We start from the raw sequence: 14,478 nt of genomic DNA, 5'->3' as shown, positions 1-14,478 counted from the left end.
CATTTTTATCTAAAAGGAGGTGTCACTATGAGTGGCATGAAATATGCAATGATCGGTTCGGGAGCTATGGGATATCGCTATGGCGTTTTGTTGCAGGAAACGGCTGGCATTCATGTTGATTTCATTGATGCCTGGGATGAAAATGTGAATAAAGTTCGCGAGCAAGGCGGCGTAATGGTGAGCCGTGACCACGAAAACCGTCATTTAGTGCCGATTAATATGTATACGCCTGAAGATTATGACGGCGATCCAGACGTGTGGATCGTGTTTATGAAGCAAATGCAGCTTGCGGAAATGTTGGAGCGTTGTAAGCATTTGTTTAAAGAGCATCAGGTTGTGTTTGCTGCTATGAATGGTTGGGGTCATTTCGAAAAGTTGCAGCAATATTTCCCGGATGACCATATTTATGGTGGAACTGCAATGATTGCAACCGTTTTGAACGGTCCGGGCGACGTTGATTTTATTGGTAAAGTTGGCGTTGGTACCATGAACATGTGTGCGTTAAACGAGCAGGTGAGCGATGTTGAGCTTGCTATGCGAGACGACTTTAAAGCTGCAGGCTTGAATCCTACTATTACGGAAGATTTCAAGGGTACGTGCATGGCGAAGGTAGTTTTCAATTCCGTAGTTAACACTTTGTGCACAATGTATCAGATTCAAATGGGCCAGTTTATTTCGTACCCTGGGTCTATGGATATGGCTCGACAGCTTATTAACGAAGCGTACGACGTGTGCGATCGTGCAGGAATTCGTATGGTTAATACGCGTCAGCAGGAGTTGGAGGCTATCGATTACGTAAGTCGTGTTGCAAATCCTTTGCACTATCCTTCTATGTACCAAGATATGAGTCGCGGACGAAAGACTGAAGTCGATTACATTAATGGTTACATAGCAAAGCTCGGTCGCGAAAATGATTACGTTTGCCGTACTCACGAATTCTTAACGCACGGAGTTCATTTGGCAGAACTCGCGTTCAAGCTTCATAATCAGCAATAATTTAGAGAGTATCCCTATAGCTCTTGCAATGAATGAGAAGGAGGAGCGGCTCGCGGTTTTTACTGCGGGCCGCTTTTTATGATCCGCGCGTAACATCTAATATGCTGATAAAATTTAGAGTCTAAAATCATCAATACTATTAAATAAATAAAATTATTTGTAATAAATAAAACTGTAATAAAAATACTTATTAACGTAAATTAATGGGGTTTATATGACTACTTTTGACAGAGCAAACTTGCCAGAATCCGTGCGCACAAACGGCGCTACGCCAAACCCTTGGTGGGCGAATGCAGTAGTGTATCAGATTTATCCGCGAAGCTTCCAAGATACGAACGGTGACGGCATTGGTGATTTGAAGGGAATCACTTCGCGCCTTGACTATTTGGCTGATTTAGGTGTTGACGTGCTCTGGCTCAGCCCTGTTTACAAGTCTCCGCAAGACGATAACGGTTACGATATTTCCGATTATCAAGATATTGATCCGCTTTTTGGCACTTTGGAAGATATGGACGAACTTTTGGCTGGCGCGCACAAGCGTGGGCTTAAAGTTGTGATGGATTTAGTAGTAAATCACACTTCTGACGAGCATGCTTGGTTCCAGGCTTCAAGAGATGCTTCTAGTGATTACGCTGATTGGTATTGGTGGAGGCCTGCGCGTGAAGGTTGTGTGCCTGGTGAGCCGGGTGCGGAGCCGAATAAGTGGGGTTCGTATTTCGGCGGTTCCGCGTGGACTTACGATCCGAAGCGCGGAGAATACTTCCTTCACCAGTATTCTCCAAAGCAGCCAGATTTGAATTGGGAAAATCCTGCGGTTCGCGCTGCCGTGTACAAGATGATGAATTGGTGGATGGATCGCGGAATTGACGGCTTCCGCATGGATGTGATTACGCAAATTTCCAAGCATGTTGATTCTGAAGGTCGTTTGCCTGGGGAAGTTGGCTGCCAGATTGAAGATTTTCCAGCTGGTGCTGACGGCTATTCTTCGCCGTTCCCGTTCTGCTCGGATGGTCCTCGTTTAGACGAATTCTTACGTGAGATGCGTGCAGAAGTTTTCGAAGGGCGCGAAGGTTTCTTAACTGTTGGTGAAGCTCCGGGAATTTCTCCGCACCGTAATACTTATATTACTGACCCTACTCACAGTGAACTCGACATGTTATTCCTGTTCAATCACGTGGATATCGATTGCGAAAACGGAACTAAGTGGAACCCTGTGCCGCTAAAGCTTACGGAATTAAAGCGCGTGATGGCAGAGCAACAGCAAGCGGTAGCGGATGCTGGTTGGGCGAGCTTGTTCTTTAATAATCACGATCAGCCGCGTGCGCTTTCTCGCTGGGGTAGTGAGGCTAGTGAGGAGATGCGCGTGCGCTCTGCTAAGGCGATTGCCATGCTTCTTCACATGCACCGCGGCACGCCTTACGTGTACCAAGGCGAGGAAATAGGCATGACTAACGCGCACTTTACGCGTCTCGAGCAGTATCGCGATTTGGAAGCGTTGAATATGTTTAAGCAGCGCGTAGAAGAAGCGCATATTCAGTCGGCTGAGTCGATGATGGATGCGCTCGCAAAGCGCGGGCGCGACAATTCTCGAACTCCAATGCAGTGGAATGCTTCTAAATACGCGGGTTTTATGCCTTTTAATGTTACGTCGCAAAATAACGCAGAGCCGTGGATTAGCGTGAATCCTAACTACGTAGACATTAATGCAGCTGAGCAGATGGAAGATTCAGATTCCGTTTACGCTTTCTATAAGTATTTAATTGCTTTGCGCCATTCGGAGCCGATTGTTTCTGCTGGCTCTTGGAATTTGGTCGATGCGGATGACGAGTGCGTGTACGCTTTCGTGCGCGAGCTTAAATCTGATTGCGAAAAGCAGGATGACTCTGCAGAGACTGCTGCGGAATCTGCTGCAAATTCTGCGAAATCTACAGAACGCATGCTCGTAATGGTTAATATGACTGATTCAACCGTGCCTATACCTACGCAGAGCGCGCAATTATTGCAAAATCGCGCCTCTAACGCTTTTGTGGGGCGTGAAGTAATGGTTACAACTTACGACGTGAATCACGCGCTTACATCGCTTAAAAACGGTACGCTTGCGCCTTGGGAAGGTATAGCTGTTACTTTGCAATAGTTTTAATAGCGTTACTTTGCAATAATCACTTTGCAATAGTTTCGTCTACTAATTTTGGCAGAGCTTTCGCAATATCTTCGCGAATAATACGCTCTGCCAAATAGTCGTATTGTGTAGAGCCCAAGTTCATTATCGTAATAGGCACTCCTGCACGCGCGGCTAGCGGTACGAGAGAAGCAGCTGGAAATACTTCTAGCGTGGAACCAATAACCCACAGCTCGTCCGCTTTAACTATTGCTTGCGCGCTTCGTTCCATTGCTCCTTCAGGAAGTGCCTCGCCAAAATATACAACGTCTGTTTTGATTAAACCGTTGCAAGGCATATTGCTACGGTATGGAAGAGCGCGTCTGCAATGCGGATCTGGATTCTCGTCTAAATCTGCCATAATATCGGCAGTTTTATAGCTCGCGTGGCAGCTCATGCAGTGTGAGGTTCCAATGCTTCCATGCAAATTCACTATAATGTCTGGGTTATTGCCAGCTTTTTCGTGAAGTGCGTCAAAGTTTTGGGTGGCGATTAAATCTAGCATTCCAGCTTTCTCAAGTTTTACAAGCGCTTTATGTGCTGTTCCTGGTTGAGCATTCCAAACAGGTGACTCTTTTTGCCATCGCCAAGAGTAAATGCGTTCTTCTTCGCTGCTTAAAAACGCGTCTATGTCGTAAACACTCATTTGTTCTGGGTGCTTAGTCCATACGCCATCTGGTCCGCGAAAATCAGGAATGCCAGCGCTTGTGGAGATTCCTGCTCCGGTTAGTACAACAATATGGCGTTTGCTGTTCGATTGCTTGTTGCTCATTCTTCTGCTCCTTCTTTTTATTAATGTCTGTTAATGTCCTATTCTTATTTTCTTTATGTGCTTTATGCTTTTTGTGTTTTTATGTGCTTTGTATTCTTTATAAAAGTTTATTTAATAAGTATCTATTTATATAGGTATTTCTTATTTCGTATGTATTCCATATATCGCACTCATATATTTTTGTGTTATCTAATCGTATATCTCATCTTTTTCTGCTTTTATTGTGTATTTTTCGCGTTGATTCCGTATTAATTGCGTATTTGTTGTTGTTTTTCTTAATGTGTGGGTGCGCGACACTCCCGATTTTGAGGTTTTTGGGGCTATTTTTGATTATTTTTTGTTGGTTTTGATTATTGTTCCTGGTTTTGTGTTGGTTTTTTGGTGTTTTTTGCGTGGTTTTCGACACGCCGGTGTTTTGGCTTGTTTTCAATGGTTTTGGGGTGTTTGTTTTTGGTGGGTTTGCGTTTTAGCGTGGGTTGGTGTAAGTTTATCTCTTGCTGCTCAGCGCGGCTGGTTCTCCTCGGTTGAGGTTGATGGGCCGGCTGGTGTGGTGGTGGTTTGAGAACTCAAGAGCGTGTCTGTACTACTTATTAGTTAATTATTGCCAGTTCATTGCCTGCCTTGCAGATTGCAGGGTGCCTGAGAGATGGTTAAATGGTGGTGAGGTTTTTTGTTGGGATGTTCTTTCCTTAAAGAATGTCTCGTCTTTTTCTTTTTAATATTGGAGCCTTTTGTTGGCTCTTCATTGAAGTTTTTCGTGGAGGGTTCGATTCTGGCTCAGGATGAACGCTGGCGGCGTGCTTAACACATGCAAGTCGAACGGGATCTAGTCAGCTTGCTGACTGGTGAGAGTGGCGAACGGGTGAGTAATGCGTGACCAACCTGCCCCATGCTCCAGAATAGCTCTTGGAAACGGGTGGTAATGCTGGATGCTCCAACTTGACGCATGTCTTGTTGGGAAAGTGTTTAGTGGCATGGGATGGGGTCGCGTCCTATCAGCTTGTAGGCGGGGTAATGGCCCACCTAGGCTTCGACGGGTAGCCGGCCTGAGAGGGCGGACGGCCACATTGGGACTGAGATACGGCCCAGACTCCTACGGGAGGCAGCAGTGGGGAATATTGCGCAATGGGGGAAACCCTGACGCAGCGACGCCGCGTGCGGGATGAAGGCCTTCGGGTTGTAAACCGCTTTTGATTGGGAGCAAGCCTTCGGGTGAGTGTACCTTTCGAATAAGCGCCGGCTAACTACGTGCCAGCAGCCGCGGTAATACGTAGGGCGCAAGCGTTATCCGGAATTATTGGGCGTAAAGAGCTTGTAGGCGGTTCGTCGCGTCTGGTGTGAAAGCCCATCGCTTAACGGTGGGTCTGCGCCGGGTACGGGCGGGCTAGAGTGCAGTAGGGGAGACTGGAATTCCCGGTGTAACGGTGGAATGTGTAGATATCGGGAAGAACACCAATGGCGAAGGCAGGTCTCTGGGCTGTTACTGACGCTGAGAAGCGAAAGCGTGGGGAGCGAACAGGATTAGATACCCTGGTAGTCCACGCCGTAAACGGTGGACGCTGGATGTGGGGCCCATTCCACGGGTTCCGTGTCGGAGCTAACGCGTTAAGCGTCCCGCCTGGGGAGTACGGCCGCAAGGCTAAAACTCAAAGAAATTGACGGGGGCCCGCACAAGCGGCGGAGCATGCGGATTAATTCGATGCAACGCGAAGAACCTTACCTGGGCTTGACATGTGCCTGTCGACTGCAGAGATGTGGTTTCCCTTCGGGGCAGGTTCACAGGTGGTGCATGGTCGTCGTCAGCTCGTGTCGTGAGATGTTGGGTTAAGTCCCGCAACGAGCGCAACCCTCGCCCTGTGTTGCCAGCGGGTTATGCCGGGAACTCACGGGGGACCGCCGGGGTTAACTCGGAGGAAGGTGGGGATGACGTCAGATCATCATGCCCCTTACGTCCAGGGCTTCACGCATGCTACAATGGCCGGTACAACGGGATGCGACATGGTGACATGGAGCGGATCCCTTAAAACCGGTCTCAGTTCGGATCGTAGTCTGCAACTCGACTACGTGAAGGCGGAGTCGCTAGTAATCGCGAATCAGCAACGTCGCGGTGAATGCGTTCCCGGGCCTTGTACACACCGCCCGTCAAGTCATGAAAGTGGGCAGCACCCGAAGCCGGTGGCCTAACCCTTTTGGGATGGAGCCGTCTAAGGTGAGGCTCGTGATTGGGACTAAGTCGTAACAAGGTAGCCGTACCGGAAGGTGCGGCTGGATCACCTCCTTTCTACGGAGTTTTTGTGCACGCTCGGTTGAGTGTGGTTACTGGTGTGGAAAACAGTGGTTAACGTTTTATATGAGTTTGTTGGGCATGCTTTTGGGTTCCCGGATTGCCACCCCCCTTGTTTTGGGGTTGCGGTCCTTGACTCACAGGATTTCGGGTTGATGCTTTTTGAGTGTTGATGCTGGTTTTGTGGTGTTGTGGTGGTTTGAGAACTGGATAGTGGACGCGAGTAAAATGCGAGACTTTTTTGGTTTCGATTTTTTTGCTTTTATCAATTTCAACCGGCTCCTTTTGTTGGAGTCGCTTGATCGTTTTGTGATCGTTTAGTGTGATGATTTTTTGTCTAGAGAATTTTGCTGATGGGTTCTTACTTTAGTGTTTGTCACTGGTAAGGGCGTATGGTGGATGCCTTGGTAGACAGGACCGATGAAGGACGTGACGGGCTGCGATATGCCTCGGGGAGCTGCCGAGTGGGCTTTGATCCGAGGATTTCCGAATGGGGAGACCCGGCCACTGTTATGAGTGGTCACCACAGTTTTTGTGGGGGGTACGCAGGGAAGTGAAACATCTCAGTACCTGCAGGAAAGGATACTCCGTGAGTAGTGGCGAGCGAAAGCGGATCAGGCTAAACCGGGTGCGTGTGATAGCCGTCAGGTGTTGCGCATTCGGGGTCGTGGGATGGACTGTTCAGCCTCTGACGGGGTTGAGGAGAGTGATAAAATGTCGTGCTAGGTGAATGGGATTGAATTCCCAGCCGTAGAGGGTGATGGCCCCGTAGCTTGTCGTGCGATGTCTCTTTATGTTTATTCCCAAGTAGCGCGGGACTCGTGGAATCCCGCGTGAATCTGCCCAGACCGTTGGGTAAGCCTAAGTATTCCTGTCTGACCGATAGTGTACTAGTACCGTGAGGGAAAGGTGAAAAGCACCCCGGGAGGGGAGTGAAATAGTTCCTGAAACCGTGCGCTTACAATCCGTCGGAGCCTTCTTTGTGGGGTGACGGCGTGCCTATCGAAAAATGAGTCTGCGAGTCAGTGGTATGTGGCGAGGCTAACCCGGGTGGGGGAGCCGTAGCGAAAGCGAGTTTTAAAAGGCGTTTGAGTCGCATGTCCTGGACCCGAAGCGGGATGATCTAGCCCTGAGCAGGTTGAAGCGCGGGTAAGACCGTGTGGAGGACCGAACCCACCTAGGTTGAAAACTGGGGGGATGACTTGGGGTTAGGGGTGAAAGGCCAATCAAATTCCGTGATAGCTGGTTCTCTCCGAAATGCATTTAGGTGCAGCGTCGTGTTATTGCTTACAGGGGGTAGAGCTACTGGATGCTTGCGGGCCCATACCGGGTACCAATAGCAGCCAAACTCCGAATACCTGTTAGGTTTATCACGGCAGTGAGTCGGCGGGGGATAAGCTCCGTCGTCAAAAGGGAAACAGCCCTGATCGTCGTCTAAGGTCCCGAAGCGCGTGCTAAGTGGGAAAGGATGTGGAGTCGCATAGACAGCCAGGAGGTTGGCTCAGAAGCAGCCATCCTTGAAAGAGTGCGTAACAGCTCACTGGTCTAGTGGTTCCGCGCCGACAATGTAGCGGGGCTTAAGCACGCCACCGAAGACGCGGCTGCATGATTTGTTTCATGCGGGGTAGGAGAGCGTCCTGTATGGGGTGAAGCGGCAGTGTGAACTTGTCGTGGACTTTACAGGAGTGAGAATGCAGACATGAGTAGCGAGAGACGGGTGTGAATCCCGTCCGCTGAATGACTAAGGGTTCCGGGGCCACGTTCGTCGTCCCCGGGTGAGTCGAGTCCTAAGGCGAGGCCGACAGGCGTAGTCGAATGGATGAACGGGTTGATATTCCCGTACCGGTGTTACACCGTTCGAACTGAATCTGAGAGTACTAACCTTCATTTTCTTGTTGATTGCCTTTCGGGGTTGTTGATGGGTTTGTGTTGGGACTGTATCGGTAGTAGGTTAGCGTGGGAGTGACGCGGGTAGGTAGCCGGCTGCGGAGGTGGTTTTCCGTGGCTAAGCGTGTGGGCTGTCTCCTAGGTAAATCCGGGGGATGTTAAGCTGAGGCGTGATGGGTAGGCTGTAAGGCTGATTCCGGTGATCCTGCTTGCCAAGAAAAGCTTCAACGTGAGGTGTGATTCCGCTCGTACCCTAAACCGACACTGGTGGTCTGGTAGAGTATACCGAAGCGATCGGGCGAATCCTGGCCAAGGAACTCGGCAAATTACTCCCGTGCCTTCGGCATAAGGGAGACCCCTGATGGTGATATGGTTTTACATTGTTGAGCTGTTGGGGGTGGCACAAGCTAGGGGGTAGCGACTGTTTACCAAAAACACAGGAGCGTGCGAAGGCGTAAGCCGCTGTATACGCTCTGACGCCTGCCCGGTGCCGGAAGGTTAAGAGGATCCGTTAGCTTCGGTGAAGCGGTGAATTTAAGCCCCGGTAAACGGCGGTGGTAACTATAACCATCCTAAGGTAGCGAAATTCCTTGTCGGGTAAGTTCCGACCTGCACGAATGGCGTAACGACTTCCCCACTGTCTCGGCCAGGAGCCCGGCGAAATTGCAGTACGAGTAAAGATGCTCGTTAAGCGCAGAAGGACGAAAAGACCCCGGGACCTTTACTATACCTTGGTATTGTCGTTAGGTGTGGATCGTGTAGCATAGGCGGGAGGCTGTGAAGCGTGGGCGCTAGCTTGCGTGGAGTCGACAGGTGAAATACCGCTCTTTCCATATCTGGCGTCTAACCTCGACGCGTTATCCGTGTCAGGGACAGTGCCTGGCGGGTAGTTTAACTGGGGCGGTTGCCTCCTAAAGAGTAACGGAGGCGCTCAATGGTCCGCTCAGCCCGGTTGGCAATCGGGTGTTGAGTGTAATCGCACAAGCGGGCTTGACTGTGAGACTGACGGGTCGAGCAGGGACGAAAGTCGGAGATAGTGATCCGGTGCCGGCGTACGGACGTGGCATCGCTCAACGGATAAAAGGTACCCCGGGGATAACAGGCTGATCATTCCCAAGAGTCCATATCGACGGGATGGTTTGGCACCTCGATGTCGGCTCGTCGCATCCTGGGGCTGGAGCAGGTCCCAAGGGTTCGGCTGTTCGCCGATTAAAGCGGCACGCGAGCTGGGTTCAGAACGTCGTGAGACAGTTTGGTCTCTATCCTCTGCGCTCGTTGGAATGTTGAGGAGACCTGCCCATAGTACGAGAGGACCTGGGTGGACGAACCTCTGGTATGCCGGTCGTCACGCCAGTGGCGCTGCCGGTTAGCTACGTTCGGAAGGGATAACCGCTGAAAGCATCTAAGCGGGAAGCCTGCTCCAAGATAAGCATTCCTTGCACTTTAGTGTGTGAGCCCCCATGTAGAACACGTGGTTGATAGGCTAGATGTGGAAGCCCTGTAAGGGGTGGAGCTGACTAGTACTAACGGGCGATGGTGACATTCTTCCTCACTTTTACTAGTGGGGAGGGTGAGTTCCTTATGAGTATTATTCTTCTAGCGTTAATGAGTACTGAATGTTTTGCTTAACGATCAGTTGGTAAGAGAGTTTTTACGCGCGTTCATGTCCGGTTCCCTAACCGCCACGTGTTGCCACTCAATGGTTTTGAGTGTATAATCTAGTTTTGCGGTGGTCATGGCTCAGGTGAGACGCCCGGTCCCATTCCGAACCCGGAAGCTAAGGCCTGACACGGCGAGGGTACTGCACTCGATAGGGTGTGGGAGACTAGCACGCTGCCGCATTATTTTTCTAGCGGGGAGTTTTTTACTCCCCGCTTTTTTCATACTCGCATACTGTTCTTTCGTTTTCGTATACTGTTATCTGTAATCCTTCAAACGTGGGCGCGACGACCTGTCTGAGCGCTGCGATTTAGCGCGCGAAGGCAATTCAGAGCGGAAACTCGCGTTGGAAGTCCACTGGACTTCCAACGCGAGTTTCGTAGCGAGCACGTATAGTGCGAGTGTCGTCTCGCAAATGGAGCGTAGAGCGAGGGTTAACCCTCCAAACGTGAGAGAGTGTTCTCACAAATGGAGCGCAACACACACCGACACACTCCAAACACGAGGAAAAACTGCGGGCATTTGTGGTCAAAAATGCCGGGACTCTCGCGCTATAAGCACTCAAGCAGGTAGTCACACAAACACGAGAGAGAACACTGCGTGCGTATTCGGTGCGATATACTAAAAGCATGACTACACAAACTTTTGAAGCACTCGCAAAGTCGCGATTTTCTGCACGTGATTTTCTAAATAAGCCAGTCGATTCTAAAATACTTGAAACTATTTTGCAAACAGCTGCACAATCACCGAGCTGGTCCAATACGCGTGGCTACATGCTCGCTATTGCTCAAGGAGAACGCAAGCAGCAGCTAATCGACGCATATGTGCAAAAATGCAAAGCAATGTTTCGTACTAAAGACGCTACCCTTAGCGAAGAAGAGCGCCTGATAGCGCAGAAAATGAGCCAGCCGGATGGAGATTTTCTTGTAATGGCTCCGTATCCACAATCACTTAAAGAGCGTAGCGCTCGTTTAGGGTTGGCGTTGTATAAACATTTAAATATTGATCGCAAAGATTTTCCTGCTCGAAATGCTCACACTTTGCGCAACTTCCAGGCGTTCGGTGCACCAGTTATGGGATTTGTGCTTGTGCGCCGTGATTTTCTGCCGTTTGCTGCGCTGGATGCTGGGATTATGCTGCAAATGTTACTGTTGGCTGCCAAAGAGCAAGGCGTAGACTCATGCCCCCTTGGCGTTCTTGCTACATGGCGTTCGCCGCTTGACGAAGTATTCAACATTCCTCCGGAGTATGCGCTGATTACTGGTTTTGCGTTAGGGTATGCGTCTGAAGCGCACGTAAATGCTTTCCGCGCGGAGCATCCGCCAATCAAGCTTGCGCAGGAAAAGTAACTTCGCACAAACCGATCTATTTTGCAAAATCCAAAGTACTTTGGAAAATATCAGATAGAAGTGCCGGAAATACCAGGATTATTTACTCAAGTGCGTAGGCTTGATCAGGTTGCAGCAATGGTAAAAGATGCTGCTGCAACTTTAAATGTTAAAGTCAATGGCGTGAAAGTAACTCCGAAACTTAGTGAGCAAGATGAGCTTATGCTTCAGCGCATGTTATATGCAAAATCGGCAGCTATAAAAACTCAGCAAGAGGCATCTATGCTTATGCGTGAAACGGTTCGTATACTAAGGAATCAGGGCTTGACGGTTCGTGATGTTGCAGAGCTTACGGGGGTTACTCCGCAGCGAATAAGTTCGCTTAAAGCTTAGTGATTCAAAGCAATGTGGTTGAGGCTATGCGCAAGTAAGTCGCTTAGTAACGCATAAACTCTATGCAAAACAAATAAATAACGGATAAATAAGTAAAGGTCAAGCCGTAGGATGCATGGATGCAACTTGACCTTTGAAAATTGTGATATGTTTTTTATGTTATAAAATCGCAGTCTAATGCTTTTACTTATTTTTTGGCAATTCCAAGAGCTTTTGAACTTTCATCCTTGTCAAGGCCTATAAATAGAAGCACGATTATGCCAATAATCAGCGGAACATAACCGTATCCAGATCCGTGGATTATGCCGAATATTTCCATAAGCCCATTTGCTATTACAGCTAGTGAAGATACTATAAAATATAGTTGTGCGCACCACGGTTTTTTAATGAGAAACATGGTTGCAAGACCAAATAATCCAGCGATAATTTGAGGCACTCCCCATAGATAATCATTACGCATTACAATCAGCGCAATTCCGCTAGCAAGAAATACACCATTGGCTATTGTCCAAAATACGGATGGAATTTGTGCTTTTGTATCTTCTAAATTACTCATATTCTTCTCCTTCTAATACAAGAAAATAATTGTGTATATAAAACTTTGACAATTTATAAATTAATGGCGTGCTAAAAGGTAAACAATATCTTGTATATGAAAACCTTTACAAATAATTACTAACTAAAACTGCTTAAGATTCATTAATCTTTTAAACTGAATCAGTAAAGCATACTGTCTATACAGTTATGTTCATTTTTGAAAGGAATAACTGCATTACATTCCCAATACTTACCAAAGGCTCGAAAATAGAGTGAACCGCCTAAATGCTTTATGGTATCGCGATGAAGCAGAAGTCCTTTTTGAGATACTGAGCGAATTGCATCTTTACTTTTCCCGCCCAAAAATCGAACATTGAACTGTTTTATAACAATTTGTTTTTCGCGTATCGAAATTCTGATGTAATAAACTAAAGAAGCATATTTTCGCATGTTCAAATATAGTTCTTCGATTAATTCAATAACTTCACAGATGATTTCATTGCTAATGTCTTCAGGAATATCGTTACTAGATATATTGCATATGGATCTTCCTTTTAATCCACAAGATGTATTGATTGAGTCGTTCATTTGTAGTGTATCTTCAATGTGCTGGATGAACTCGCTTCGAGCATCTTGCTTAGCAGTATTTCCACGTAGAATGTCGATAATATTATGTCCTTCTTCAAAAGCCTGATCTGCCAAATCATTTATTGCCTCAATAGCACTTCGCTGTTTTTTAGAAATAGACTTGTCAAGTAATGCTATTTTACTTTGTAGTGCAATATCTGCAATCTTATTAGTTAATCTATCGTGCATTCGCACAGCCAGATGAAGATTATTAATTGTTTGCTTATCTTTTTCATAAAGAACCATTTTTTGGTGAGAAATGCGCAAAATAATACCAGTGCAAACGCAAAATATATTTATTAAAAGGTAAGCAATAAGATACTTGAAAGACAAAGTTGATAAGTATCGGTATGCAACGTAGTGTAATGCATCTATTACTAAGAATAAAGGTAGTGTAAATTGAATCGGATATAAATACGAAATAAAAACAAATGATATGATGAGCCCGAAAGTTACTGGTGGAAGATTCAGACTAGGAATAACAAGAATGCTGAGATGTACAAAAATATAGCACATGCTCATAAAATGCGGGAGCAAGCAAAGAAACAGATTTATAGCAGCAAGAATCATGTAAACTATAACAAGTTGTATTGTGCTATTGTCGCTATTCGAGTAAATATATGCATCCATTGTGCTCGACAAACATCCCAATAGTAAAAATGTTTTATTGTCAATAAGCTTTTCTCGCAAACGACGTATTAAGAAAATAATCATTGTGTATCATTTCCTAAATATTCATCATGCAGCCATGTAGTAATAAGTTGTGAACGATTTGTCACATTCAATTTTTTGAACACGCGACGAAGGATAGTTTCCACAGTACAAGTTTCAACAAATAAACGTTTGGCGATTTGCGCATTAGTCATGCCTTTACTGCACAACTTTATAATTTCAGTCTCATGATTCGTTAAAGCAAGGCGTCCATTTTTTGGCTTATTTTGCAAACGCTGAAATGCTGTCGTCGTGTCGTCAAAATGAAGATCTCCTATTATTTGTGGCTTGAACGTGCTATGGGCAATACTGCTAAGCATGGCGCAAATAGTTTCTGGGTGGTTCTTTCCAACAATGCCTTGCGCGCCTGCTGTTGATGCTTTTAAAGCATAATCGTTGATAGGGAATGAAGTTATAGCAATTATTATTGGGAGTGAGTATCTTCTTCGCAATTCGTATAATATTTTAATTCCCGAAACCCCAGACATATACATGTCAATTAGCAGCACGTCTGGGCATTGATTTTGACAAAACTGAATTGCTTGATCGGCGCACGTGGACAACCAGCAAATATTGCAGGACGGAACAACCTGTTCAATATATGTTTTTAGGCCGTGTAGACAAAAACAATCATCATCAACAATGCCAACAGTAATATGCTTTGCTATCATATTGCTCCTTTAGAAAAGCATTATTTAAGTAATAATAGTACTTGAATTTGTATGATGAATATCTTGTCTAGGAAAACCTTTACAAAGCAGATTGTATAAAGGTAGTTACTGGAGCTTATGGGGGTTACTCCGCAGCGAATAAGTTCGCTTAAAGCTTAGTGATTTAATCACAATGTGGTTGGGGGCTATGCGCACGGAAGTCGCTCAGTAGTGTATAAACTCTATGCCAAACAAATCATTCTCTGGTATTACGCAAGCTCCAAGAATCATAAATAAAATCATCATTTAGTCTGATGCAAACTCTTTACGGCGATTATAGGCTATTAAGCAAAAGCTTAAATCTTCAATAAAGTGACAATTATAAAAGCGTCAATTGTAACATTATCAAGCACTTTATTTATTTTGGATCAGTTTGAGAGGCTTGTTTCGACGCATACTATGTGTCTACGAGTTTG

The 14,478-nt window shown here is 46.6% G+C and carries 9 protein-coding genes and 3 rRNA genes; 8 read left to right on the top strand and 4 right to left on the bottom strand.

The features are described 5' to 3' along the window. The first annotated feature begins 27 nt into the window (after positions 1-27). Together HXT50_RS04145 and HXT50_RS04140 are read left to right on the top strand one after the other, a co-directional pair. Positions 28-996 (top strand): ketopantoate reductase family protein, encoded by a 969-nt coding sequence (locus tag HXT50_RS04145; RefSeq protein WP_004106195.1) that lies wholly within the window; start codon positions 28-30, stop codon positions 994-996. Between the two features lie 214 nt (positions 997-1,210). Next, entirely contained in the window at positions 1,211-3,130 is a 1,920-nt protein-coding gene (locus HXT50_RS04140) for an alpha-glucosidase (protein ID WP_004106198.1), read from the top strand. 25 nt (positions 3,131-3,155) lie between these two features. Here HXT50_RS04140 and HXT50_RS04135 read toward each other — a convergent pair whose 3' ends face one another. Then, the gene (locus HXT50_RS04135) at positions 3,156-3,926 is read right to left on the bottom strand and encodes an SIR2 family NAD-dependent protein deacylase (protein WP_004106199.1); all 771 of its coding nucleotides are present in this window, start codon (positions 3,924-3,926) and stop codon (positions 3,156-3,158) included. Between the two features lie 280 nt (positions 3,927-4,206). Between HXT50_RS04135 and HXT50_RS04130 the strand changes: the two genes are divergently transcribed. The 6 genes from HXT50_RS04130 (at position 4,207) to HXT50_RS04105 (ending at position 11,477) form a co-directional block, all read left to right on the top strand. Continuing rightward, on the top strand, positions 4,207-4,488 hold the full coding sequence (locus HXT50_RS04130; RefSeq protein ID WP_421777059.1) for a hypothetical protein: 282 nt from the start codon (positions 4,207-4,209) through the stop codon (positions 4,486-4,488). A gap of 192 nt (positions 4,489-4,680) precedes the next feature. Further along, positions 4,681-6,207, top strand: a 16S ribosomal RNA gene (locus HXT50_RS04125). 375 nt (positions 6,208-6,582) lie between these two features. Then, positions 6,583-9,643: ribosomal RNA gene (locus HXT50_RS04120) — 23S ribosomal RNA — on the top strand. Positions 9,644-9,822: 179 nt separating this feature from the next. Further along, positions 9,823-9,939, top strand: a 5S ribosomal RNA gene (gene rrf / locus HXT50_RS04115). The 16S, 23S and 5S rRNA genes sit together here, the layout of an rRNA operon. 446 nt (positions 9,940-10,385) lie before the next feature. Further along, positions 10,386-11,105: a nitroreductase family protein gene (locus tag HXT50_RS04110; protein ID WP_421777058.1), complete on the top strand. Its 720-nt coding sequence runs from the start codon at positions 10,386-10,388 to the stop codon at positions 11,103-11,105. 21 nt (positions 11,106-11,126) lie between these two features. Then, complete coding sequence (locus tag HXT50_RS04105) at positions 11,127-11,477, top strand: XRE family transcriptional regulator (RefSeq protein WP_421777057.1); 351 nt, start codon at positions 11,127-11,129, stop codon at positions 11,475-11,477. A gap of 187 nt (positions 11,478-11,664) precedes the next feature. On the opposite strand, the gene HXT50_RS04100 is transcribed toward HXT50_RS04105, so the two are convergent. From HXT50_RS04100 to HXT50_RS04090, 3 genes are all read right to left on the bottom strand, one after another. Beyond that, the gene (locus tag HXT50_RS04100; RefSeq protein ID WP_004104853.1) at positions 11,665-12,033 is read right to left on the bottom strand and encodes a hypothetical protein; all 369 of its coding nucleotides are present in this window, start codon (positions 12,031-12,033) and stop codon (positions 11,665-11,667) included. A 161-nt stretch (positions 12,034-12,194) separates the two neighbouring features. Beyond that, the gene (locus tag HXT50_RS04095; RefSeq protein ID WP_421777056.1) at positions 12,195-13,355 is read right to left on the bottom strand and encodes a histidine kinase; all 1,161 of its coding nucleotides are present in this window, start codon (positions 13,353-13,355) and stop codon (positions 12,195-12,197) included. Then, positions 13,352-14,023, bottom strand: a complete 672-nt coding sequence (locus HXT50_RS04090) for a response regulator (protein WP_421777055.1) — start codon at positions 14,021-14,023, stop codon at positions 13,352-13,354. Before HXT50_RS04090 ends, HXT50_RS04095 begins: the two co-directional genes overlap by 4 nt. Between the last annotated feature and the right edge of the window lie 455 nt (positions 14,024-14,478).

The organism is Gardnerella sp. KA00243, from assembly GCF_049244105.1.
In the GTDB taxonomy this organism is placed as follows: domain Bacteria; phylum Actinomycetota; class Actinomycetes; order Actinomycetales; family Bifidobacteriaceae; genus Bifidobacterium; species Bifidobacterium leopoldii.
Note: the sequence above shows the minus strand (reverse complement) of the source record. Positions and strands in the feature narration are given on the sequence as shown.

What these genes read in the sequence shown, in the direction of transcription:
- HXT50_RS04145 (WP_004106195.1), top strand. Translation starts at nt 28, where the DNA reads ATGAGTGGCATGAAATATGCAATGATCGGTTCGGGAGCTATGGGATAT.
- HXT50_RS04090 (WP_421777055.1), bottom strand. Translation starts at nt 14,023, where the DNA reads ATGATAGCAAAGCATATTACTGTTGGCATTGTTGATGATGATTGTTTT.
- HXT50_RS04135 (WP_004106199.1), bottom strand. Translation starts at nt 3,926, where the DNA reads ATGAGCAACAAGCAATCGAACAGCAAACGCCATATTGTTGTACTAACC.
- HXT50_RS04100 (WP_004104853.1), bottom strand. Translation starts at nt 12,033, where the DNA reads ATGAGTAATTTAGAAGATACAAAAGCACAAATTCCATCCGTATTTTGG.
- HXT50_RS04095 (WP_421777056.1), bottom strand. Translation starts at nt 13,355, where the DNA reads ATGATTATTTTCTTAATACGTCGTTTGCGAGAAAAGCTTATTGACAAT.
- HXT50_RS04110 (WP_421777058.1), top strand. Translation starts at nt 10,386, where the DNA reads ATGACTACACAAACTTTTGAAGCACTCGCAAAGTCGCGATTTTCTGCA.
- HXT50_RS04140 (WP_004106198.1), top strand. Translation starts at nt 1,211, where the DNA reads ATGACTACTTTTGACAGAGCAAACTTGCCAGAATCCGTGCGCACAAAC.